At 64.0% G+C, this 19,334-nt stretch carries 25 protein-coding genes; 12 read left to right on the forward strand and 13 right to left on the reverse strand.

The annotated features are described in order from the left end of the window. The first annotated feature begins 114 nt into the window (after window positions 1–114). Both ACVW16_RS33145 and ACVW16_RS33150 read left to right on the forward strand, forming a co-directional pair. Complete coding sequence (locus tag ACVW16_RS33145; RefSeq protein ID WP_456734888.1) at window positions 115–1,137, forward strand: NADP-dependent oxidoreductase; 1,023 nt, start codon at window positions 115–117, stop codon at window positions 1,135–1,137. Window positions 1,138–1,332: 195 nt separating this feature from the next. Continuing rightward, a complete protein-coding gene (locus ACVW16_RS33150) occupies window positions 1,333–1,632 on the forward strand; it encodes a hypothetical protein (protein WP_456734889.1) in 300 nt (99 codons plus the stop codon). Window positions 1,633–1,665: 33 nt separating this feature from the next. Here the strand turns inward: ACVW16_RS33150 and ACVW16_RS33155 are convergent, their stop codons facing one another. Beyond that, on the reverse strand, window positions 1,666–2,037 hold the full coding sequence (locus ACVW16_RS33155) for a VOC family protein (RefSeq protein WP_456734890.1): 372 nt from the start codon (window positions 2,035–2,037) through the stop codon (window positions 1,666–1,668). A 324-nt stretch (window positions 2,038–2,361) separates the two neighbouring features. Here ACVW16_RS33155 and ACVW16_RS33160 point away from each other — a divergent pair, with 324 nt between their 5' ends. Together ACVW16_RS33160 and ACVW16_RS33165 are read left to right on the forward strand one after the other, a co-directional pair. Beyond that, entirely contained in the window at window positions 2,362–2,784 is a 423-nt protein-coding gene (locus ACVW16_RS33160) for an MAPEG family protein (RefSeq protein ID WP_456703172.1), read from the forward strand. Between the two features lie 34 nt (window positions 2,785–2,818). After that, window positions 2,819–4,120 carry an RsmB/NOP family class I SAM-dependent RNA methyltransferase gene (locus tag ACVW16_RS33165; RefSeq protein WP_456734891.1) on the forward strand — a complete coding sequence of 434 codons (1,302 nt, stop codon included), beginning with the start codon at window positions 2,819–2,821 and terminating at the stop codon, window positions 4,118–4,120. A 103-nt stretch (window positions 4,121–4,223) separates the two neighbouring features. Here the strand turns inward: ACVW16_RS33165 and ACVW16_RS33170 are convergent, their stop codons facing one another. The 3 genes from ACVW16_RS33170 to ACVW16_RS33180 all read right to left on the reverse strand — a co-directional run bounded on the left by ACVW16_RS33170 (window position 4,224) and on the right by ACVW16_RS33180 (window position 5,475). Next, window positions 4,224–4,433, reverse strand: coding sequence for a cold-shock protein (locus tag ACVW16_RS33170; RefSeq protein ID WP_027532363.1), 210 nt, complete (start codon window positions 4,431–4,433; stop codon window positions 4,224–4,226). A 254-nt stretch (window positions 4,434–4,687) separates the two neighbouring features. Next, the gene (locus ACVW16_RS33175) at window positions 4,688–5,020 is read right to left on the reverse strand and encodes a DHCW motif cupin fold protein (protein ID WP_092236368.1); all 333 of its coding nucleotides are present in this window, start codon (window positions 5,018–5,020) and stop codon (window positions 4,688–4,690) included. Between the two features lie 83 nt (window positions 5,021–5,103). Beyond that, window positions 5,104–5,475, reverse strand: coding sequence for a nuclear transport factor 2 family protein (locus ACVW16_RS33180; RefSeq protein ID WP_456734892.1), 372 nt, complete (start codon window positions 5,473–5,475; stop codon window positions 5,104–5,106). A 144-nt stretch (window positions 5,476–5,619) separates the two neighbouring features. Between ACVW16_RS33180 and guaA the strand changes: the two genes are divergently transcribed. The 6 genes from guaA to ACVW16_RS33210 all read left to right on the forward strand — a co-directional run bounded on the left by guaA (window position 5,620) and on the right by ACVW16_RS33210 (window position 10,107). After that, window positions 5,620–7,218, forward strand: a complete 1,599-nt coding sequence (gene guaA, locus ACVW16_RS33185; protein WP_456734893.1) for a glutamine-hydrolyzing GMP synthase — start codon at window positions 5,620–5,622, stop codon at window positions 7,216–7,218. 62 nt (window positions 7,219–7,280) lie between these two features. Further along, window positions 7,281–7,454, forward strand: coding sequence for a PIN domain-containing protein (locus tag ACVW16_RS33190; RefSeq protein ID WP_456734894.1), 174 nt, complete (start codon window positions 7,281–7,283; stop codon window positions 7,452–7,454). Window positions 7,455–7,654: 200 nt separating this feature from the next. Beyond that, window positions 7,655–8,287: a YdeI/OmpD-associated family protein gene (locus ACVW16_RS33195; protein WP_456734895.1), complete on the forward strand. Its 633-nt coding sequence runs from the start codon at window positions 7,655–7,657 to the stop codon at window positions 8,285–8,287. Window positions 8,288–8,394: 107 nt separating this feature from the next. Beyond that, window positions 8,395–8,697, forward strand: coding sequence for a hypothetical protein (locus tag ACVW16_RS33200; RefSeq protein ID WP_456734896.1), 303 nt, complete (start codon window positions 8,395–8,397; stop codon window positions 8,695–8,697). Next, a complete protein-coding gene (locus tag ACVW16_RS33205; protein ID WP_456703178.1) occupies window positions 8,694–9,128 on the forward strand; it encodes a PIN domain-containing protein in 435 nt (144 codons plus the stop codon). Before ACVW16_RS33200 ends, ACVW16_RS33205 begins: the two co-directional genes overlap by 4 nt. Window positions 9,129–9,228: 100 nt before the next feature. Further along, on the forward strand, window positions 9,229–10,107 hold the full coding sequence (locus tag ACVW16_RS33210) for an AraC family transcriptional regulator (protein WP_456734897.1): 879 nt from the start codon (window positions 9,229–9,231) through the stop codon (window positions 10,105–10,107). 93 nt (window positions 10,108–10,200) lie between these two features. Here ACVW16_RS33210 and ACVW16_RS33215 read toward each other — a convergent pair whose 3' ends face one another. The 7 genes from ACVW16_RS33215 to ACVW16_RS33245 form a co-directional block, all read right to left on the reverse strand. Beyond that, complete coding sequence (locus tag ACVW16_RS33215; protein WP_456734898.1) at window positions 10,201–11,118, reverse strand: SIS domain-containing protein; 918 nt, start codon at window positions 11,116–11,118, stop codon at window positions 10,201–10,203. A gap of 14 nt (window positions 11,119–11,132) precedes the next feature. Continuing rightward, window positions 11,133–12,158, reverse strand: a complete 1,026-nt coding sequence (locus ACVW16_RS33220) for a C45 family autoproteolytic acyltransferase/hydolase (protein ID WP_456734899.1) — start codon at window positions 12,156–12,158, stop codon at window positions 11,133–11,135. Window positions 12,159–12,180: 22 nt separating this feature from the next. Next, complete coding sequence (gene glnQ, locus ACVW16_RS33225; RefSeq protein WP_456734900.1) at window positions 12,181–12,909, reverse strand: glutamine ABC transporter ATP-binding protein GlnQ; 729 nt, start codon at window positions 12,907–12,909, stop codon at window positions 12,181–12,183. Then, window positions 12,906–13,562, reverse strand: a complete 657-nt coding sequence (glnP, locus tag ACVW16_RS33230; protein ID WP_456734901.1) for a glutamine ABC transporter permease GlnP — start codon at window positions 13,560–13,562, stop codon at window positions 12,906–12,908. Before glnP ends, glnQ begins: the two co-directional genes overlap by 4 nt. 141 nt (window positions 13,563–13,703) lie before the next feature. Beyond that, a complete protein-coding gene (glnH, locus tag ACVW16_RS33235) occupies window positions 13,704–14,456 on the reverse strand; it encodes a glutamine ABC transporter substrate-binding protein GlnH (protein ID WP_456734902.1) in 753 nt (250 codons plus the stop codon). A 234-nt stretch (window positions 14,457–14,690) separates the two neighbouring features. Next, complete coding sequence (locus ACVW16_RS33240) at window positions 14,691–15,191, reverse strand: peptide deformylase (protein ID WP_456738160.1); 501 nt, start codon at window positions 15,189–15,191, stop codon at window positions 14,691–14,693. A 10-nt stretch (window positions 15,192–15,201) separates the two neighbouring features. Then, window positions 15,202–15,678 (reverse strand): Lrp/AsnC family transcriptional regulator, encoded by a 477-nt coding sequence (locus ACVW16_RS33245; protein WP_456734903.1) that lies wholly within the window; start codon window positions 15,676–15,678, stop codon window positions 15,202–15,204. A gap of 110 nt (window positions 15,679–15,788) precedes the next feature. Between ACVW16_RS33245 and ACVW16_RS33250 the strand changes: the two genes are divergently transcribed. Both ACVW16_RS33250 and ACVW16_RS33255 read left to right on the forward strand, forming a co-directional pair. Continuing rightward, on the forward strand, window positions 15,789–16,322 hold the full coding sequence (locus ACVW16_RS33250; protein WP_456734904.1) for an RBBP9/YdeN family alpha/beta hydrolase: 534 nt from the start codon (window positions 15,789–15,791) through the stop codon (window positions 16,320–16,322). A gap of 439 nt (window positions 16,323–16,761) precedes the next feature. Further along, window positions 16,762–17,991, forward strand: coding sequence for an MFS transporter (locus ACVW16_RS33255; protein ID WP_456703186.1), 1,230 nt, complete (start codon window positions 16,762–16,764; stop codon window positions 17,989–17,991). Window positions 17,992–18,009: 18 nt separating this feature from the next. Here ACVW16_RS33255 and ACVW16_RS33260 read toward each other — a convergent pair whose 3' ends face one another. Both ACVW16_RS33260 and ACVW16_RS33265 read right to left on the reverse strand, forming a co-directional pair. Continuing rightward, window positions 18,010–18,396 carry an ester cyclase gene (locus ACVW16_RS33260; protein WP_456734905.1) on the reverse strand — a complete coding sequence of 129 codons (387 nt, stop codon included), beginning with the start codon at window positions 18,394–18,396 and terminating at the stop codon, window positions 18,010–18,012. Window positions 18,397–18,452: 56 nt separating this feature from the next. After that, complete coding sequence (locus tag ACVW16_RS33265) at window positions 18,453–19,325, reverse strand: bifunctional helix-turn-helix transcriptional regulator/GNAT family N-acetyltransferase (protein ID WP_456734906.1); 873 nt, start codon at window positions 19,323–19,325, stop codon at window positions 18,453–18,455. Between the last annotated feature and the right edge of the window lie 9 nt (window positions 19,326–19,334).

Genomic DNA, 19,334 nt, shown 5'->3' on the forward strand with positions numbered 1-19,334 from the left:
CAACGACCAGATCAGCGCGCTGCTTAAAATTCCAGCGAAGGATGGCGCCAGTCGCCTTGACGCGCCACGCCGGCTCCGCTTCCGTTGACGCCGAAACACAATTCGGAGGAAGCCATGTCCCAAGGCAAACGCATCGTTCTCGCCGCGCGTCCCGTCGGCGAACCAAAGTCATCCGATTTTCGCCTGGAGGAATTCGCACCTCCTTCGCCCGGCGCCGGCGAGGTGCTGCTGCGCACGATCTGGTTGTCGCTCGATCCCTATATGCGCGGGCGCATGAGCGAGGGGCCGTCCTACGCCGCGCCGGTGGCAATCGGCGGCGTCATGGAGGGCGAGGTGGTGAGCGAGGTGGCGGCCTCCAACAATCCTGACTTTGCCAAGGGCGACATCGTTCGTGCACGGAGCGGCTGGCGGACGCACGCAATCTCGAACGGCAAGGGTCTCATCAAGGTCGATCCCAAGCTCGGTCCGGTCTCGACCTCGATCGGCGTGCTCGGCATGCCCGGCATGACCGCCTACACGGGCCTGCTCGACATCGGCAAGCCGCAGGAAGGCGAGACCGTCGTCGTCGCCGGTGCTTCCGGCGCGGTCGGCTCGGCGGTCGGGCAGATTGCGAAGATCAAGGGGGCGCGTGCCGTCGGCATTGCCGGTGGCAAGGACAAGTGCGACTACGTGGTGAAGGAGCTCGGCTTTGATGCCTGCATCGATCATCGCGATCCCGATCTCGCCGCGAAGCTCAAGGACGCCTGCCCCGGGGGGATCGACGTTTATTTCGAGAATGTCGGCGGCGCCGTGTTCGAGGCTGTTTTCCCGCAGCTCAATGCGTTCGCGCGCGTGCCGGTCTGCGGCTTGATCGCACACTACAACGACACTGAAGCGAAGCCGCCGAAATGGGCGGGCGCGATGATGCGCAACATCCTCACCAAGCGGCTGACCTTCCGCGGCTTCATCGTCTCGGATTTCGCCTCGCGCCACGGCGATTTCCTGCGCGACATGTCGGGCTGGGTCCGCGACGGCAAGGTGAAGTACAAGGAGTTCGTCACCGAGGGCCTGGAGAGCGCCCCTGGCGCCTTCATCGGGCTCCTGAAGGGCGCCAATTTCGGCAAGCAGCTGGTCCGGGTCGGGCCGGACAAGGCTTGAACTTTCAAATCCTGGGACGTCTCGTGGCGGCTTGGAGCGTCGTACGATTGCTCCAGCGCCACACCCCGGCCCTCAATGGTTAACAAAGAGTGACCAATCGGCCACACCTGTCCGCAAATGGCGCAGCGTGTGACCGGCGGTTCATTGACGTCAGGGCGAAGGCATTGAATCATCGCGCATATTTAGGGTGTTGCGATGCTTGAGATCGGTATTTCCTGCGTAATCCTGCTGGCTGCCGCCTATTGGGCAGCCATGTACGTCATGGGCCGCCATGACGACGTCATCCACGGCAAGTTCGTGCACAGCGAGGACGAAGGCACGTCCGTGCAGCCTCGGATGCCGACACCTCCCCCGCGCTTCCCGAAACGCCCGGTCACGGCCGTCGAGCCCGCCAACATCGAGCCTGGCAATGATGTGGCGGGCAGGCCCGTGACCAGCGAAGCGTTGCAGTCGTTGCTCGCTGCGATTCAGCAGGACCTCAAGAACGTCGCCTGAGCGGCGCGCTCAGAGGCTGCCGGTGGCGGCGGCTCATGCGGCCTCCGGCGCGAATACGCGCAAGCGATGACCATCCGGATCGAGCGCGACGAAGGTCGTGCCGAAGTCCATTCGGGTGGGCGGCTGGGCGATGGCAAGTCCGCGCGTTTTCCAGGCGGTGTGCGTTTCCTCCACGGCGGCCGCGTCGGTGACCGTGAACGCCACCTCGCTGCAGCCAGGCTGCCCTGCGGTCTTCGGTTCGACGCTGGCGCGCGACCACAATCCGAGCATCACCCCATCGCGCAGGGGCAGCATGGCGAATGTCGGCGACTGCTCGATGATGGGGATGTCCAGCAACTCGCTATAGAACTTGGCGCTTGCACCCGGGCTTCCGACATGGAGCAACAGGAAGCTGAAGTCTGGCATGTGAGGTCTCCTTGTTCAGCGCTCTCTGACGTGAGCGCGATGCAGAAACCCATAGCGCGGCATGCTGTCAGTTTATGTCAGCAGCGTCGACCTCACTGTTCCGGCACGGCCTTCAGCGCCACCGCGCCGCACCAGCGCGCCCGCAGGCGAGGTCGCTGACGCGTTGGATCTGGGTGGCGCCGGGGGCTCCCCGGGAGCCGAAGTCGCTTGAGCGACCGGCAGTTGGTCGCGCGATCGGGAACGCCGGTTCAACTGGTCGATTGTCATGACCAGCACTGACGGCTAATGGACGCAGGCGGCGGCTTCCGCCCGATCGGAGAATCGATGTCCGTTCAAATGGTTTTGCTGCCGGTCTTCGCTCAGATCGGGCTCACCTTCGCGCTCCTGGTCGGCATGGTGTTCGGGCGGCGCAATGCGCTGGTCTCGGGCGAGACCAAGATCCGCGACATTGCACTGGGAGAGCCGAACTGGCCGAAGGGCGCCACGCAAATCGCCAATTGCTACCGCAACCAGTTCGAGCTGCCGGTGCTGTTCTACGCCCTGATCGCGCTGGCGCTGCCTTTGCGCCATGCCGATCTCTTCATCGTGCTGATGTCGTGGGTGTTCGTGGTGACGCGCTTTGCCCATGCGGGCGTGTTCGTCACCTCGAACAATTTCGGCCACCGCTCCTCGGTCTGGCTTGCCAGCGTGCTGGTGCTGCTGGCGATGTGGATTTACTTTGCACTGAAAATTCTGTTGCTGATCTGACGCTTACAAGTCGGATCTGATCTGAAAGATTCAAATGACTCCCGCTGCCCGGCTGTCCGCAGCCATCGAACTGATCGACACCATCGAGAAGGACCGCGTGCCTGCGGCCAAGGCGATGAAGGAGTGGGGCACCGCGCACCGCTTTGCCGGCTCCGGCGACCGCGCGGCCATTGCCGGCCTGGTCTGGGACGTGCTGCGACGTTACGCCTCGAGCGCGTTCCTGATGGACGCCGACACGGCCCGCGCACGGCTCATCGGCATGCTCCGCCTGGAGCGGAACATGGACACCGCGACCATGTCCGCGCTGTGCGACGGCAGCCGGTTTGCGCCCGAGCCGTTGACCGAGGCCGAGCAGGCCGCGCTCAGCCAGCGCTCGCTGAAAGATGCGCCGGCCGCGATTGCCGGCGACTATCCGGAATGGCTCGATTCGCATCTCGCCAAGGTGTTCGGGGAGGACCGCGTCGCGGAAGCCGCGGCGATGGCGAGCCGGGCGCCGCTGGATTTGCGCGTCAACACGCTAAAATCGAGCCGTGACAAGGTGCTAAAGGCGCTTGCTCATCTTCATGCGAAACCGACGCCATGGTCGCCAAATGGCCTGCGCATCGAGCTTTCGGCCGATGCGCGCAATCCGGGCATCCAGGCCGAGGAGGATTTCATCAAGGGCGGCGTTGAGGTGCAGGATGAAGGATCGCAGCTTGCGGCCCTGTTCACCGCGGCAAAGCCCGGCGAGCAGGTGATCGATCTCTGCGCCGGCGCCGGCGGCAAGACGCTGGCGTTGGCCGCGATGATGCAGGGCAAGGGCCGGTTGATCGCGACCGACAGCGACAAGCGCCAGCTCGCCCCCATTCACGAACGCCTGTCGCGTGCCGGCGTCCACAACGCCGACGTCCGCACACCCAAGGGCGACGCTGACCCGCTTGTCGATATCAGCGCCACGGCCGACCTCGTCGTCATCGATGCGCCCTGCACGGGAACCGGGACCTGGCGCCGCAACCCCGATGCCAAATGGCGCATGCGCCCGGGTGCGCTGGAGATTCGTCTGAAGGACCAGGCCGAGGTGCTGGAGCGCGCGGTTCCGCTGGTGAAGGCGGGCGGCCGCATCGCCTACATCACCTGCTCGGTATTGTCCGAGGAGAACGGCGAGCAGGTGAGGGCCTTCGTCGCCAAGCATCCCGGGTTCACGGTGGTGCCGCCGGAGCAGACTGCAAGCGTGCTCTGGGACAAGGCCGAGGCGTTTGCCGAAGCCGCACTCCGATCAGCCGAAGGCTGGCTGATGACGCCCCGCCGTACCGGCACGGACGGGTTCTTCGTCTCGGTGCTGAAGAAGGCGGGCTGATTGCCAAACAAAAACCCCGCGAACCGGGTCCCGGTCGCGGGGCTTCTGAACTCGACGATTCTGACCGGTACGTCCGCGATCAGATCGCGAATGTCGCGGTCAACTAGCCGGCGCGGAGGTTGTCGGCCGAGGACTTGCCGCTGCGGCGATCCGCAACGATGTCGAAGGAGACCTTCTGGCCCTCGTTGAGGGTCGACAGACCGGCACGCTCGACGGCGCTGATGTGAACGAAGACGTCCTTTGCGCCGTCATCCGGCTGGATGAAGCCAAAGCCCTTTTGGTTGTTGAACCACTTCACGGTGCCCATTGCCATAGTCATTTCCTTTCAATTGACGATGCACTCAGGGGGACAAATGCGCATCACTGCGCCCATCGTCCCGGTTGGTCGATTTTGGAGAAATACCTGAAACGTGCTCGTCCATTGAAATAAGACGGAGCGGCCCAGTCGTTCGGCCAAGGATCGATGCTCACAATCTAGCGATTTTTTGGGGCGACTTCAAGGCGGCACGCGCTGGTGGCGAGCCAGCCAAGCTTTGCTATTTTGCGCTGCACACCCGCCTGGTTCCGTCAATCCACGATGAAAAGCGTCGCGCCGACGGATGTCGACGAGCGATGCGCGGCATCACCGAAATCCGAGACCTGGTAGCTCATCCCGGGCGTCAGCTTGAATTTGCGCCCGTCGCGCAGCTCGCTGTCGAGCTCACCCGCGAGCACGTAGAGGACGTGGCCACGGTCGCACCAGTGATCGGCGAGATAGCCCGGCGAATACTCGACCATCCGCACCCTGAGATCGCCGATATCAACGGTCCGCCATTTGGCTTCGCCGGTCTCGCCGGGATGCGTGGTGACCTCGACCTTGCTCCAGTCGGTGACGGTGAAGGGCGAGGTGGGGAGCTTCATGGGGGTAGGTCCTGTTTCAGCGCCGGCGATGCCCGTGTAACGCACGCGCGCGCCGCAGTCTCCGTCATTGCTGAGAGCACGTGTCAATGCGGCAAATGATTAGCCGATCCCTGCACGATCAGCCCCGCATCATTCACCCGCAGATACTCGCAGATCTTCTTCCCGCGCTCGTTCTCGTAAAACACCACCAGGCTGTCCGGGCTGACATACACGTCGACCAGGGTGAAGTGCAGGTTCGGGATCAACCCCAGCGCCTTACTCCAATAGGCCCGCAAGCTCTCCTTGCCGCGCACGGTGCCGCTGGCATCGAATCCCAACCCCGGGATGCGATCCGAGGTCATCACGATCGCGTCGTCATAGAGCGTCAGCACGCGCTCGAGATCGCGCGCATTCCAGGCCTCGACCCAGGTCCGGCCGAGCGCGGCAAGTGTTGATGGCGGATGGAGCTTCGACATGGCGTTCTCCCTGATGGGCCCGGTTCAGTGGGGCAATTAGGTCAATAATACTTACCTATATCGATCTGTCCATCCCCAAAGAAGCATGTGGGCGCGCGCTGACGCGCGGTTGCGAGCCAAGGGCTCATCGCGTATTGGCTTGCCATGACAGCAGCACAGAACGACCGCTCCGCGTCGACGCCTTCGGTGGCCTCGGCGCACGACAAGATTCTCATCGTCGACTTCGGCAGCCAGGTGACGCAGCTGATTGCGCGTCGCGTGCGCGAGGACGGCGTCTATTGCGAGATCGTCCCGTTCAACAAGGCCGAAGCCGCCTTCAACGAGATGAAGCCGAAAGCGGTGATACTCTCCGGCGGCCCTGAATCGGTGCATGAGGCCGGCTCGCCCCGCGCCCCGCAGGCGATCTTCGAGTCCGGCGTGCCCGTGATGGGCATCTGCTACGGCCAGATGACCATGGCGGCCCAGTTGGGCGGCACCGTCGAGGGCGGCCATCACCGCGAATTCGGCCGCGCCGATGTCGAGGTGAAGGCCGAGAGCAAGCTGTTCGAGGACGTCTGGTCGTCGGGCAGCAAGAACCAGGTCTGGATGAGCCATGGCGACCGCATCACCAGGATGCCGCCGGGCTTCTCGGTGGCCGGCACCTCGCCGAACGCGCCGTTCGCGATCATCCAGGACGAGGCGCGCAGATATTACGGCCTGATGTTCCACCCCGAAGTGGTGCACACGCCCGACGGCGCCAAGCTGATCCGCAACTTCGTCCGCAAGATCGCAGGCCTCTCCGGCGACTGGACCATGCGCGCCTTCCGCGAGGAGGAGATCGCGAAAATCCGCCAGCAGGTCGGCAAGGGCAAGGTGATCTGCGGGCTCTCCGGCGGCGTCGATTCCGCCGTCGCGGCCGTGCTGATCCACGAGGCCATCGGCGACCAGCTCACCTGCGTGTTCGTCGATCACGGCCTGCTGCGTCTCGATGAGGCCAAGACCGTCGTCGACCTGTTCCGCCACCACTACAACATCCCGCTGGTGCACGTGGATGCCTCGAAACAGTTTTTGGGCGAGCTCGAAGGCGTCACCGACCCCGAAACCAAGCGCAAGACCATCGGCCGCCTCTTCATCGAGGTGTTCGAGCAGGAGGCCAAGAAGATCGGCGGCGCCGACTTCCTCGCGCAAGGCACGCTCTATCCTGACGTGATCGAGAGCGTCTCCTTCACCGGCGGTCCCTCGGTGACGATCAAGTCGCACCACAACGTCGGCGGCCTGCCTGAACGCATGAACATGAAGCTCGTCGAGCCCCTGCGCGAGCTGTTCAAGGACGAGGTGCGCAAGCTCGGCCGCGAACTCGGCCTGCCCGAAATCTTCGTCGGTCGCCACCCGTTCCCGGGCCCCGGCCTTGCGATCCGCTGCCCCGGCGACATCACGAAAGACAAGCTCGACATCCTGCGCAAGGCCGATGCCGTCTACATCGACCAGATCAGGAAGCACGGCCTGTATGACGAGATCTGGCAGGCTTTTGCCGTGCTGCTCCCCGTCAAGACCGTCGGCGTCATGGGCGACGGCCGCACCTACGACTACGTCGTGGGCTTGCGCGCCGTCACCTCAACCGACGGCATGACCGCCGACTTCTACCAGTTCGACATGAAGTTTCTGGGCGAGACGGCGACGCGCATCATCAACGAGGTGAAGGGGGTGAACCGGGTGGTGTACGACGTGACGAGCAAGCCGCCCGGGACGATTGAGTGGGAGTAGGGGGCTTGCCTATTGCCCTGAGCCGCAGGGCGTAGGATGGGTAGAGCGTAGCGAAACCCATCGTGCTTGCAAAGACGGGATTGATGGATATCGCTGCGCTCCACCCATCCTACGAGTTGGCGCTTGCCTTGAGCGTCGATGCCGACGTCTGGACGACACATCGCGATTTCGCCGGTTGGGGTGTCGCGTCGTGGTCGACGCCGAGCCTCATGCGTGCATGTGCGGCGGCCAACTAGCTAATTCTCCGCCAGCGCGTAGGATGGGTAGAGCGTAGCGAAACCCATCGTGTCTGCAAAGACGGGATTGATGGGTATCGCTGCGCTCCACCCATCCTACGAGCTATGCTTCGCATCCTCTCGCGGGCAACGCGGCCAACGATCCCGTGACGCTGCCGGCGTATATGGCGCTGGCGAAGGCGTTGATGGTGGCATGAACGATGATACGCGCCGAAAAATCGGAACCGATCCTGCATTTTCGAAGTGCGGCGAAGCTCGAAGCGTATATGTCCGCCGAGCCTCGAACGTCTCCAGGTTGCTGGCTCAAGTTAGCCAGGGCCGGGGCGGCCAGGACGACCATCACCAAACAGGATGCGATAGAGACCGCGCTCTGCTGCGGCTGGATCGACGGTCAACTGGCGCCGTTTGATGCCGAGTATTTCCTGGTCCGAATGACGCCCCGTCGGCGAGGCAGTCGTTGGTCCCAAAAGAATCGCGATGCGGCCGACCGGTTGCTGGCCCAGGGCCGGATCCGGCCGGCCGGGCTTGCGGAGATCGAGGCCGCAAAAGCCGATGGGCGCTGGGCCGGCGCCTACGCCTCGCAGGGAAAGGCCGAAGTGCCGGCAGATCTGGCCGCGGCGCTCAAGCGCAACAAGCCGGCTGCAGCGTTCTTCGAAGAACTGGATCGCGCGAACCGCTACTCCATCATCTACCGGGTGAATGACGCAAAGCGTCCGGAAACACGGGCGGAGCGGATCACGAAATTCGTCGCCATGCTGGCCCGTGGCGAAACTCTTCACCCCCGAAAAGCCGGCGCGTCGGCGGTGACAGCCAAGAGGAAAAAGCGCGGATAGAGCAGGCGGGTTGGCCTGTCGATGGGTGGGATGTGGCAATTGTGCGTGGTTGTGTAACCGCGTCCTACGTACTTGCGTGGAATTACATATGGGTGTATGTAATGCCTATGAGCCACATCAGCATCCGCGATTTGCAGAAGATCTCCGGCGAGGCGATCGGCGCGTTGCCCGGTCCTACGCCGGTCAAGTCGGGAGAGCGGACAGTCGGCCTTCTCATCCCGCTCAAGGCGGCCGATCCGGATCGGCTCGCTGCGGTGTTGGCGCGTGCCGAGAAGCTGGCGAAGCGACGCGATCCCGCCGCGGACGACGCGGCGCTCGCCGAGTTCGGCGAGGTCGATCCGGTCGATTGGTCCGTCTCGGCCGTGAAGGCTTTGAAGGCCGAGACTTTGACGGCCAAGTCGAAAGCATGAGGCGCCCGTCGCCCACGATTGTCATCGACGCAGCCATTCTCATTGCCGCCGTGCGGGGCCGAAGCTCCGGCGCGCTGTTGGCGGCCGCTGCTGGCGCGATCCTCGTGACGACGGACCGCGTTGTCCAGGAAGCGCGACGCCGTATCACGTTGGGATTGCAGCGACCGGAGCTGATCGAGGTGCTCGATGCACTCGTGGAGGCGCTGACGATCGTTCCCGTAGCTGCATTGGAATCCATGCTCGCCCGGTGCGAAGCGACGCTCCGGGACGCCGTGCCGAGCCGCAACGGGTCCGAGCGCGACGCGCATGTGCTGGCGCTCGCCTGGAGCGTCGACGCGGACGTTTGGACGACTGACCGCGACTTCGCCGGTACGGGTGTCGCGACCTGGTCGACGCCGAACCTCATCCGGGCGCTTGCGGAGACCGAGTAGCCAATTCGCCTACTGGCGGCCCTCGTATTCCAAACCGCAAGATCGGTCGAGCACGCCATGGCCATGATCGCCTAACTCAGGCCGCCACGGAGGAGGGACGATGACGGCGGCACTGCAAAACTATCGGGCCCGGATGCGGCGGGTGCTGGATCATATCGACCGGCATCTCGACGCTGATCTGGACCTAGAGAGCCTGAGCGGCGTTGCGGCCTTCTCGAAATTCCATTTCCACCGGCAGTTCATGGCGACCTTCGGGGTGTCGGTGCATCGTTATGTCCAGCTCGCCCGCATGCAGCGCGCGTCCTACCAGCTGGCCTATGACGGGGCGCTTGGCGTGACCGAGATCGCGATGGATGCCGGTTACGACGCGCCCGATGCCTTCGCCCGCGCCTTTCGGCAACGGTTCGGGCAATCGCCGTCGTCGTTCCGGAAAGCGCCGGATTGGGACTCGTGGCTTGCGGCCTTCGGGCCTCTCGAAGATGCAAGGAGCAAGCTGATGAGAAGTTTTGACAGTAACGACGTGACGATCCGCGATGTGCCGGCGACCAGGGTCGCGATCATGGAGCATCGAGGCAACCCCGCGACGCTGGGCGCCAGCGTCCAGCGCTTCATCGCCTGGCGCAAGGCTGCCGGTCTGCACCCCAGCACAAATCCAACCTTCACGATCTGGCGCTCGGAGCGACGGCCTGCGCAGCCGGCCGATTACAGCGTCGACCTCTGCGTCGGCACTGACCAGCCGATCGCCACTGAAGGCGAAGACATCAAGGCCGGCGAGATCCCCGGCGGACGCTGTGCCGTGCTGCGCGTCGTCGGCCACACCGACAATCTCGAGCCTGCCGCACTCTACCTCTACCGCGATTGGCTTCCGGCCAGCGGCGAGGAGGTGCGCGACTTCCCGATCTACTGCCAGCGGCTGAGCTTCTTTCCTGACGTGCCGGCGCATGAGACGGTCGCGGAGCTGTTTTTGCCGCTGAAATAGTCAGGACGATCGAACGGATGGTCATGATCTCTGGTGTTCGATGGTGGCGATTCCAATGCAGCGCAGCGCCGGGTGTAGCGGACCGCTCTGCGGTCAGCCAACCTCGATGTTCATCTCCGCGATCAGCCGCTCGCGACCCGCCAGGGAGTTTAGCGCCTTGTCACCCAATTCCCTGGCGACAAGGTTGAGCAGGGCCTCGCAGAAGACGACATAGGCGCCCATGCTGTTCGAATAGAAGCTGCTCGCGTGGGGGATGAAAAAAGCATGCGCGGCAGGAGGAACCAGTGGTGACGACCTCGAATCCGTGATCGCGATGACCGTCTGGCCGTTCAAGGCTGCGACCCGGGCCACCTCCGCGACGCTGCGCGTATAGGGCGCGCAGCTGGCGACGATGACGACGTCATCAGGGTCGAGCTGTGACAATGCCTCGGCGACGCCGAGACGCGGCGCGTCCAGAAGCGCGACGTCCGAGCGCACCATTCCCAGGCAATAGGTGAGAAAGCTCGCCAGCGAATGGAATTGGCGAACGCCATGGACGCGAACGCGGGGGGCGGTTGCCAGCAGCCTGGTGGCGCCTTGCAGCGCGGCTCTGTCCAGTTGTCCGAGGAAGCCGTCAACGTTCGCTGCGGTTTCCCGGGCAAGCTGCGTGAACGCCTCGACTTCGGTCGTGCCGGCGGACGGCGCGGCCATGAGTCGGCCGGCCTGGCGGCTATAGAAATACTGCTGGTCGTCAGCGATGGCCTTGCGGAAGACCGCCTGGAAATCGCTGAAACCTTCGAAGCCGAGACGTTTCGCCAGTCTGGTCAGCGTCGAGGGGTTGATGCCGAACTGCTCGGCAAGCTCCGAGATCGAGCGAACCGCCGACTGTTCCGGTGCTTCCACCAGTTTTGCGAACACATCATGCGCTTTGGCGCCGAGCGAAAAGCCTGCTTCGTCGCGGCCAACCGAGAGCGCGAGTGCCCTGAGATCCTCGATGGTGCGCGGCGGCTCCGCGACGGCTTCCTCTGGCATCGCCCTGATCCTGTTCACGCAGCGAAGGGCACCAGCCCGTCCCGCAAATCGAAGCGAACCGCTTCGTGCGCTCCATCGTAGACAGACCATTCGACCGTGTCAGCCCCGACCCGGAAGAGGGCGCTTGCGAGCGTGTTCTCGGCGTCGCTGTCGGCCGGGTCGGCGCGGTAGATCGGCAATTCTGGGTCGGCTGCGTCCCACAAAATGTCGAGCGCCCGCCCCTGCGGCTCCGACCGGCACGTTTGACCAAGCAGCATCTCGCCGCGCCGTTGTCGCACGCCGGACGAGCCGGTGACGATTTGCGACACGCGCCCGGTGTCGGCATGGATCAGATGATTCGAATGGACGCGCGGCGCCTCGACCCGATCGACCGACAGGGCGCGCGCGGTGAACTCGACACTGAGAAGGCGCTCGTCCCCGGCCTGTGCCAAAGTCAGGTGAAAGGCTCCGGCGCGGGGCGCCGACTTGAGCACGGTGAGCGCGCCGTCGAGATCCGGCGCGTCGAGTATCGCGCGGGCGAGCACCATGCGCGGCGTGCCGGCGCCGCCCGTGAGCGGCCTGATATTGTTGACGGTCTGGACCAGCCGCTTCGATGTCGCCGCAAAGGTATGTCCCGGCAGTGAGCCCGGGTACACGAAGGCCGTGAACGGCGTGCCGCCTTCGGATGCAACATGGGCAAGGGCGCAGTGGCCGGCGAAGTCGGGGTCGCCGTCCTCGTTGTGGCCGATGACATGCGGAGAGCCCGGCAACTGCACGGTCGTGCAACCATCCGGCGCCATCGCCCAGATATCGCCGCGGCAGTTCCACAGGAAGACGTCGTCGAAGGGCAGTGCCAGCCCGACGGCGAGGCCCTGCAACTCGGCCCAGTATCTTGGAAAACGCTCTCGAACGATCGCAGCCATCCCGGCGATGGAGGGATCTCCGCGGCGCGTCGTGAGTTCGCGCCACGCAGCGGATGTTCGGAAGTGGTCCTGCAGGGCCGCCCGGCCGAAGCGCCCAAGGGCCGCTCCGACATCGTGTGGTGAACCGGTGACGTCCATGAATGAAAGCCGGCGGCCGGCGTTAGGCGACATGTTGCAGAAACTCTCTCAGGCGAAGATTTTGAGGATTTGCCAGCAACTCCCGTGGCTCACCGTCGACTGCGATCTTGCCGCCCTCCATGAAGATCAGCCTGGTGCCGACCTTACGCGCAAAGGCCATCTCGTGGGTGACCACGATCATGGTCATGCCTTCCTCTGCCAGCGCCTGCATGACGCGCAGCACTTCGTGCCTCAGTTCCGGATCGAGTGCGGACGTCGGCTCGTCGAACAGCATCAGCTTCGGCTTGACGGCAAGCGCGCGGGCGATCGCGACGCGTTGCTGCTGGCCACCGGAAAGTTCGCTCGGATAATGGTGAGCGCGTTCGGCGAGGCCGACCTTGGCGAGCATGTCCAGCGCCTGCTGTCGCGCATCCCGGCGCGACTCGCCGCGCACGCGGCGCGGGCCAAAGGCGACGTTATCGAGTGCCGTCATTTGCGGAAACAGGTTGAATTGCTGGAAAACCATGCCGGCTTCCTGGCGGATCATGCGGACCTTGCGGCCGCCATCCTTGACACTGATACCGTCGACCACGAGATCGCCGCCGTTGATCTCCTCCAGCGCATTGATGCAGCGGAGCAACGTCGATTTGCCCGAGCCGGAGGGACCGATCAGCACCACCTTCTCGCCTTGCTCGATCGAGAGGTCGACCTGGTCGAGGATCGTAACCTGGCCGAACCGCTTCGTGACCTTCTTGAACTCCACGATGCTCACAGGATGCGCATCCTCTTTTCGGTCATCCTGAGGATAAGCGTGAGCGCGCCCGTCATGACCAGGTAGAACATCGCCACGGCAGACCAGATTTCGACGGCGCGAAAGTTGGCCGCCATGATTTCCTGGCCTTGCCGCGTGAGTTCCCCGACACCGATGACGATGAAGAGCGACGTATCCTTAAGGCTGACGATGAACTGGTTGCCGAGCGCCGGAATCATGCGGCGGAAGGCGAGCGGGCCGATGATGTAGAGCAGCACCTTCCAGAGCGGCAGGCCGAGTGCGAGACCCGCTTCCCGCAATCCTTTATGGACGGAGAGAAACGAGCCGCGCACGATCTCGGCGATATAGGCTCCGGCGTTGACGATGATGGCCATGATCGCCGCCGCGAGCGGGTAGATGCGGACATTCGCGAGGATCGGCAACGCGAAATAGATGAACATCACCTGCACGATGATCGGCGTGCCGCGGATGATCTCGACATAGGCGAAGGCAAGCGAGTTGAGGACGGCATTGCCGTAGGCGCGCGCCAGGCCGGCGGCGAAGCCGATCAGCAGTCCGCCGGCGAGGCCCGCCAGCGCGATCAGCACGGTGAGGCGGGCACCTTTCAAGAGCTCTGGCAGGGCCTGCCAGATAACCGACCACTCGAAATCCATGAGAGCTTTCCTTCAGGGAAGGCGTGCCGACCAAAGCATGATCCGGACCCGGAGGGCCGCGTTGGCGCAAAGTGCGAAGCGGTTTTCCGAAAAGATCATGCTCGAGCAACAACCCCGGTTGCGCGCGCCGCGAAGCCCGGATCAGCTCTTCGGCGGCTCGGCGCCGAACCATTTTTTGTAGATGGCCGTGTAGGTGCCGTCGCCCTTCAGCTTGGCCAGCGAGGCGTTGACCTTGGCGACGAGCTCGCTGCCCTTCGGGAAAGCGATGCCATATTGCTGGGCCATCATCTGGGGACCTACGGTCTTCACTTTCCCCTGGCCGTTGGTCTTGATGTAGTAGAGGACGTTGGGCGTGTCGTGCATTGCAGCGTCCGCGCGTCCCGTCGCAACCTCGAGGTAGGCGTTGTCGCTGTTGGGGAAGAGGCGCAGCTCCGTCGCCTTGAAGTGCTCCTTGGCGTAGTCGGTTGCCGACCTGCCGGTCTTCACGGCAAGCGTCTTGCCGGGAAGATCTTCCGGACCCTTGATGGCGCTGTTGGCCGGCACCATCAGCAGGAACCCGCTGTCGTAATAGCCGTCGGAAAAGTCGATGACCTTCTTGCGCTCGTCCTTGATGGTAATGCCGGCCAGCCCAACATCGACCTGCTTGGTCTGGAGCGCCGGGATGATGCCGTTGAAGTCCATCGGCTGCAGCGTATAGGTCACCCCGATATCCTTGGCGACGGCGGCCCACAGGTCGATGTCGAAGCCGACATATTTGTCTCCCTCCTTGAACTCGAATGGAACGAAGGCGGTGTCTGTCGCGACGATCAGGTCGCCGGCACGAGCAGGTTGGCCGAGGGAGAAGGTTGCCGCGACGGCTGCGGCGGCGGTCAGGCTGGCAAGCGCGAACTTCATTTGGGATCCCCTCTTCTCCGGGAGTGCCACGGAACGCCCACAGCATGCCACAGGCTACGCAAAACAAAAGTGCATATTTTTGTGCAATGCATCGCATATTTGCACGAAATATCGGCGGCCGATTCGTGCTGGTATCGCGAGGGTGGACGAAGTGCAGAGCAGCGAACTGCTCAGGTCCTTCAAAACAGTCGTTGGAATTTGGCGCTGGATTTGCCCGCGGCCGACCCGCGTGAATTACGAGTTTCGCGTCATCTTCTCGAACTTCCTCACCAGCCGTTCCCGCTTCAGCCGCGACAGCCGCTGGAGCCAGAATAAGCCGTCGAGCTGGTCGATCTCGTGCTGGTGGCAGACGGCACGCAAGGCCTCGGATTCCTCGCTTTGCATGATGCCGTCGAGGTCCTGATAACTGATGCGAACGCGGGCGTGGCGCTGGACGTCGTCGGTGACGCCGGGCATCGAGACGCTGCCCTCTGTGTGCAGGATCATCTCGGAAGAAGCCCATTCAATCTGCGGATTGACGTAAGTCTGCGGGCCAGTGGCGGCATCGAGCTCCAGCACCACGAGACGCAAGGGCACGCCGATATGCGGCGCCGTGATGCCGATCCCGGGCGCGGCGCGCATCGTCTCCAAAAGGTCTCTCGCAAGCTCCCGCAAGCCGTCGTCGAAGGCGGTGACGGGGCGGGCCGGCATGGCGAGCCGGCGGTCGGGATAGCGAACGATCGGACGAATGGTCATATCTGGCACGCTAGCCTCTCTGGATCAGCTCGCGCCCGATCCGCTTCGGCGGCTCGCTCCGCAGCACGATGGCGGTCGTGACGGAGCCATACCGGGCAATCGCATCGACGATGCTCTCGAGCTCCGTGGGCGAGGGCACGATCACCTTGAGATGAAAGCAATCCTCTCCCGTCAGCCTCAGGACTTCGATGATCTCGGGCATCTCGGCGAATTGCTTCAGGCAGGCCTTGATGTGTTCGTGCGTCGTCCGCAGGCGGATGATCGCCATCATGTTGAGGCCGACCGAGCCCGGATCGATCACGGCGCGATAGGCCATGACGATCCCGCGCTCCTCCAGCCGCTTCAGTCGTCCCGAGGTGGCCGGCTGCGACAGGCCGACCTTTCGCCCCAATTCCGAGACGCTGATGCGGCCATCGTCCTGGAGCGTTTCGATGATCGCAATGTCAGTCGGATCGAGAATGGGCTGGAAATCCCGGCTTCGCGTCATGACCTCTAATCTATCGGAACAGTGCCGCTCTTTCCGATGAATGCCAATTCCGTTTGCGGATGTAAACCGCCATGCTCCGCCGGTGCATGGCGAAACATCAGAGGTGAGGCGTGACGGAATTCATCCATTTGCCTGGGATCGGCAACTCCGGCGAAGCGCATTGGCAAAGTCGTTGGGAGCTGGCTGACCCCGGCATCCGCAGGTTCAGTCCGGCGAGCTGGGATCAGCCCCATCTGGCCGACTGGATCGAGGCCCTCGACCGCGCCGTGCGAACAGCGAGAACGCCAGCGGTGCTGGTGGCTCACAGTCTTGCCTGTCTGCTCGTCGCGCATTGGCAAAAGCAAAGTGCCTCGCCCGTGAAGGGGGCGCTTCTCGTTGCTGTTCCCGATCCGCGCTCTCCGGCATTCCCCGCCGAGGCCGCGGCGTTCGCGTCCGTGCCGGACCAGCGCTTCCGCTTTCCCTCGATGATCGTGGCCAGCACCAATGACCCCTACGCGTCGCCGCGCTACGTGCGGGGAAGGGCAGGGCAGTGGGGCAGCGAACTGGTCGAGATCGGCGCGAAGGGGCATATCAATGCTGCGAGCAATCTCGGCGACTGGCCGGAAGGACGCCGCATCCTCCTGGACTTCGACGCGCGCATTTAGATGATGGACGGGTCAAGCCGTGTCGGTTCATCCTGGTTCAGTCGATCAGCATTGCCGCCGAGCCCCACGAGGTGTGGGCGGCCCTGATCGTCCCATAGCTCGGCCTCACGGAGCAAGGCGTCAATGCATTGTTCGACGCGTCGCAAACTGCGGAGCGGCGGCAACCATCGCGGCTACGAGTTCTGCGGGATGATGACATGATGCCGGTGTTTTGCCCGACGAGTCAAATTTCGGCCTGACGTCGTGGGTTCCCCGCACTGCGATGGGCGTGCATCGTTAAGTCATTGATCCCTCTGTGCCCGGCTACTGTGCATGGGGTTGTTTTCGAAATCTTGTTGGTGGGCCGCGAATCTTTGCCCTAAAAAATGTCGCAAGACCTGTCTGCTTTCGCCGTTTCCATTCGTCTTCCACGTGAGACAGACATGACGGGAGACAAGGAATGACTGCTTCCAGATATCGCTGGGTGATCGTCGCCGCCGGCGGCCTGCTCGGCTGCGTCGCCATCGGCGGCATGTTTTCGCTGCCGGTGTTCCTGCAGCCGATCGCCAAGGAGACCGGCTGGTCGGTGACCGGCATTTCCAGTGCCATGACCATCGGCTTCCTGGCCATGGCGTGCAGCAGCATGATCTGGGGCACGTTGACCGACAAGTTCGGGCCGCTGCCGGTGGTGCTGACCGGATCGACCGTGCTGGCGCTGAGCCTGTTCGCCGCCAGCCACGCGACCTCGCTGATCGTGTTCCAGTTCGTGTTCGGCCTGTTGGTCGGCGGCTCCTGCGCTGCGATCTTCGCGCCGATGATGGCGACCGTCACCGGCTGGTTCGACACCCATCGCAGCCTCGCCGTCTCGCTGGTGTCGGCCGGCATGGGCGTGGCGCCGATGACGATGGCGCCGTTTGCGGCCTGGCTGGTGTCTCATCATGACTGGCGCACCGCGATGCAGATCGTGTCGCTGGTGGTCGCCGTCATCATGATCCCGGTCGCGCTGCTGGTCCGCCGTCCGCCGGCGCTGGCGCATCCGCCCGTCGCGGCAGCGGGTCCGGGCGGCCCGCAATCCGAGATGACGGTGGCTGAAGCGCTGCGCTCGCCGCAATTCCTGATCCTGCTCGCCACCAATTTCTTCTGCTGCGCCACACATTCCGGCCCAATCATCCACACGGTCAGCTATGCCGTGAGCTGCGGCATCCCCCTGATCTCGGCGGTGACGATCTACAGTGTCGAGGGACTGGCCGGGCTCGGCGGGCGGATTGCCTTCGGCCTGATGGGCGATCGGCTCGGTGCCAAGCGCGTACTGGTCTCGGGCCTGCTCGCACAAGCCTTCGGCGCGCTCGCCTATGTCTTCGCCCATCAGCTCACGACCTTCTACATGGTCGCGACCGTGTTCGGCTTCATCTATGCCGGCACCATGCCGCTCTACGCCGTGATCATCCGCGAGAACTTCCCGCTCAAGATGATGGGCACCGTGATCGGCGGCACGGCGATGGCGGGCAGTCTCGGCATGGCCACCGGCCCGCTCGCCGGAGGCCTGATCTACGATGCGTTCTCGAGCTACGCCTGGCTCTATATCGGCTCCTGGGCGATGGGGCTTGGCGCGTTCCTGATGGCGATGACGTTCCGCCCGTTCCCGAAGCCGCAGCAAGTCGAGCCCGCGCCGGCCCCAGTCGCGGCATGATCGGATCGAGGCGCAGCCTCAGAGCTGCGCCTCGATCGCCGCCTTGTCGATGACCGACCACACCTGCCGGATCTTTCCGTCATGAAATTCGTAGAAGACGTTCTCGCAAAAGGACACGCGCCGGCCGTTCACGGCGAGCCCCAGGAACTGGCCGGTCGGCGCGCAGTCAAACGTCAGTCGCGCGGCGATGCGCGGTGGCTCCGAGATCAGCATCTCGATGTTGAACTGCAGATCCGCAATCTCGCGGAAATCCTGCTCCAGCATCGCGCGATAGCCCGATAGCCCGAGCGGCCGCGCATTGTGGGCGACATCATCATGCACGAACCGGCCAAGCGTAGGCCAATCCTGCCTGTTCAGGCAGGCGATGTAATCGCGGTAGATGTCGGCGAGTCCGGCTGGCGTCATGGCGACACTCCCTGCGTTCCGGGGCTAACGCGGGAGCAGGGGAATCGGTGCGCTGCTCAGAGCGGTTTTTCGAAGAACAGATCCGGGTAGGGATCGTCATTGAAGCGCGGGATCTCGCGCCAGCCGGTGGTACGGTAGAGCTGGCCGGCTTCGGGCAGCGCGCTGTTGGTATCGAGCCGCAGCAGCGAGATGCCGAGCGTACGCGCCGCATCCTCTGCAGCGTCCATCAGCCGTCTGCCGAGCCCCAATCCGCGCGCGGAGGGGGCGACCCAGAGCCGCTTGATCTCGGCATAGCCATGGTCGGTGCCCTTCAGGCCGACACATCCGATCGGCAGCGCGTCCGATACCGCGACGACGAAGCTGCCGCGCGGGCGGCGCATGTCCTTGGCATCGGGGTCGCGCGACAGCGACACGTCAAAGCCCTGTTTGAAGCGCCGTCCGAGCTCGGCGTAATATTCTCTCAGGCAATAGTGCGCCTCGTCGCTGCGGGGATCCATCTCAGTGAGCGCAATGCGATCGCGCGTCAGCGCGGACGCGATCAGATCCATTGCGGCGAGCAGCGCCTCGGCTTGCGAGTTCCGAGCGAGGAGGCTTTCGGCTTGCGCGTTGGATATCCTCTCATAGGCTGCAAATTCCCGCTGACCTGCACGCGTCAAGCTCGCGACGCGTCGCCGCGCATCGTCCGGGTGCGCATGCGTCTCGATCAGGCCTTCCTCTTCCAGGCTGCGCAACAGCCGGCTCATTAGCCCGGAGTCGAGGCCGAGATAGTCGCGGACCTCGCCGATGTCGGAGCGCCCGTGTCCGATCGCGTTGAGCACGCGCGCAGCCCCGAGCGGCCGGCCGCGCCCGAGGAACGAATGGTCGAGTGCGCCGACGGAGGAGGTCACCGCACGGTTGAAACGACGGACGCGGGAGACGGGATCGAGCATTGCCTGACT

The organism is Bradyrhizobium sp. USDA 4474 (assembly GCF_054057515.1).

Excerpts from the sequence above, each read along its gene's own strand:
- ACVW16_RS33145 (WP_456734888.1), top strand. The coding sequence starts at position 115 with ATGTCCCAAGGCAAACGCATCGTTCTCGCCGCGCGTCCCGTCGGCGAA.
- ACVW16_RS33150 (WP_456734889.1), top strand. The coding sequence starts at position 1,333 with ATGCTTGAGATCGGTATTTCCTGCGTAATCCTGCTGGCTGCCGCCTAT.
- ACVW16_RS33155 (WP_456734890.1), bottom strand. The coding sequence starts at position 2,037 with ATGCCAGACTTCAGCTTCCTGTTGCTCCATGTCGGAAGCCCGGGTGCA.
- ACVW16_RS33160 (WP_456703172.1), top strand. The coding sequence starts at position 2,362 with ATGTCCGTTCAAATGGTTTTGCTGCCGGTCTTCGCTCAGATCGGGCTC.
- ACVW16_RS33165 (WP_456734891.1), top strand. The coding sequence starts at position 2,819 with ATGACTCCCGCTGCCCGGCTGTCCGCAGCCATCGAACTGATCGACACC.
- ACVW16_RS33170 (WP_027532363.1), bottom strand. The coding sequence starts at position 4,433 with ATGGCAATGGGCACCGTGAAGTGGTTCAACAACCAAAAGGGCTTTGGC.
- ACVW16_RS33175 (WP_092236368.1), bottom strand. The coding sequence starts at position 5,020 with ATGAAGCTCCCCACCTCGCCCTTCACCGTCACCGACTGGAGCAAGGTC.
- ACVW16_RS33180 (WP_456734892.1), bottom strand. The coding sequence starts at position 5,475 with ATGTCGAAGCTCCATCCGCCATCAACACTTGCCGCGCTCGGCCGGACC.
- guaA (WP_456734893.1), top strand. The coding sequence starts at position 5,620 with ATGACAGCAGCACAGAACGACCGCTCCGCGTCGACGCCTTCGGTGGCC.
- ACVW16_RS33195 (WP_456734895.1), top strand. The coding sequence starts at position 7,655 with ATGATACGCGCCGAAAAATCGGAACCGATCCTGCATTTTCGAAGTGCG.
- ACVW16_RS33200 (WP_456734896.1), top strand. The coding sequence starts at position 8,395 with ATGAGCCACATCAGCATCCGCGATTTGCAGAAGATCTCCGGCGAGGCG.
- ACVW16_RS33205 (WP_456703178.1), top strand. The coding sequence starts at position 8,694 with ATGAGGCGCCCGTCGCCCACGATTGTCATCGACGCAGCCATTCTCATT.
- ACVW16_RS33210 (WP_456734897.1), top strand. The coding sequence starts at position 9,229 with ATGACGGCGGCACTGCAAAACTATCGGGCCCGGATGCGGCGGGTGCTG.
- ACVW16_RS33215 (WP_456734898.1), bottom strand. The coding sequence starts at position 11,118 with ATGCCAGAGGAAGCCGTCGCGGAGCCGCCGCGCACCATCGAGGATCTC.
- ACVW16_RS33220 (WP_456734899.1), bottom strand. The coding sequence starts at position 12,158 with ATGGACGTCACCGGTTCACCACACGATGTCGGAGCGGCCCTTGGGCGC.
- glnP (WP_456734901.1), bottom strand. The coding sequence starts at position 13,562 with ATGGATTTCGAGTGGTCGGTTATCTGGCAGGCCCTGCCAGAGCTCTTG.
- glnH (WP_456734902.1), bottom strand. The coding sequence starts at position 14,456 with ATGAAGTTCGCGCTTGCCAGCCTGACCGCCGCCGCAGCCGTCGCGGCA.
- ACVW16_RS33240 (WP_456738160.1), bottom strand. The coding sequence starts at position 15,191 with ATGACCATTCGTCCGATCGTTCGCTATCCCGACCGCCGGCTCGCCATG.
- ACVW16_RS33245 (WP_456734903.1), bottom strand. The coding sequence starts at position 15,678 with ATGACGCGAAGCCGGGATTTCCAGCCCATTCTCGATCCGACTGACATT.
- ACVW16_RS33255 (WP_456703186.1), top strand. The coding sequence starts at position 16,762 with ATGACTGCTTCCAGATATCGCTGGGTGATCGTCGCCGCCGGCGGCCTG.
- ACVW16_RS33260 (WP_456734905.1), bottom strand. The coding sequence starts at position 18,396 with ATGACGCCAGCCGGACTCGCCGACATCTACCGCGATTACATCGCCTGC.
- ACVW16_RS33265 (WP_456734906.1), bottom strand. The coding sequence starts at position 19,325 with ATGCTCGATCCCGTCTCCCGCGTCCGTCGTTTCAACCGTGCGGTGACC.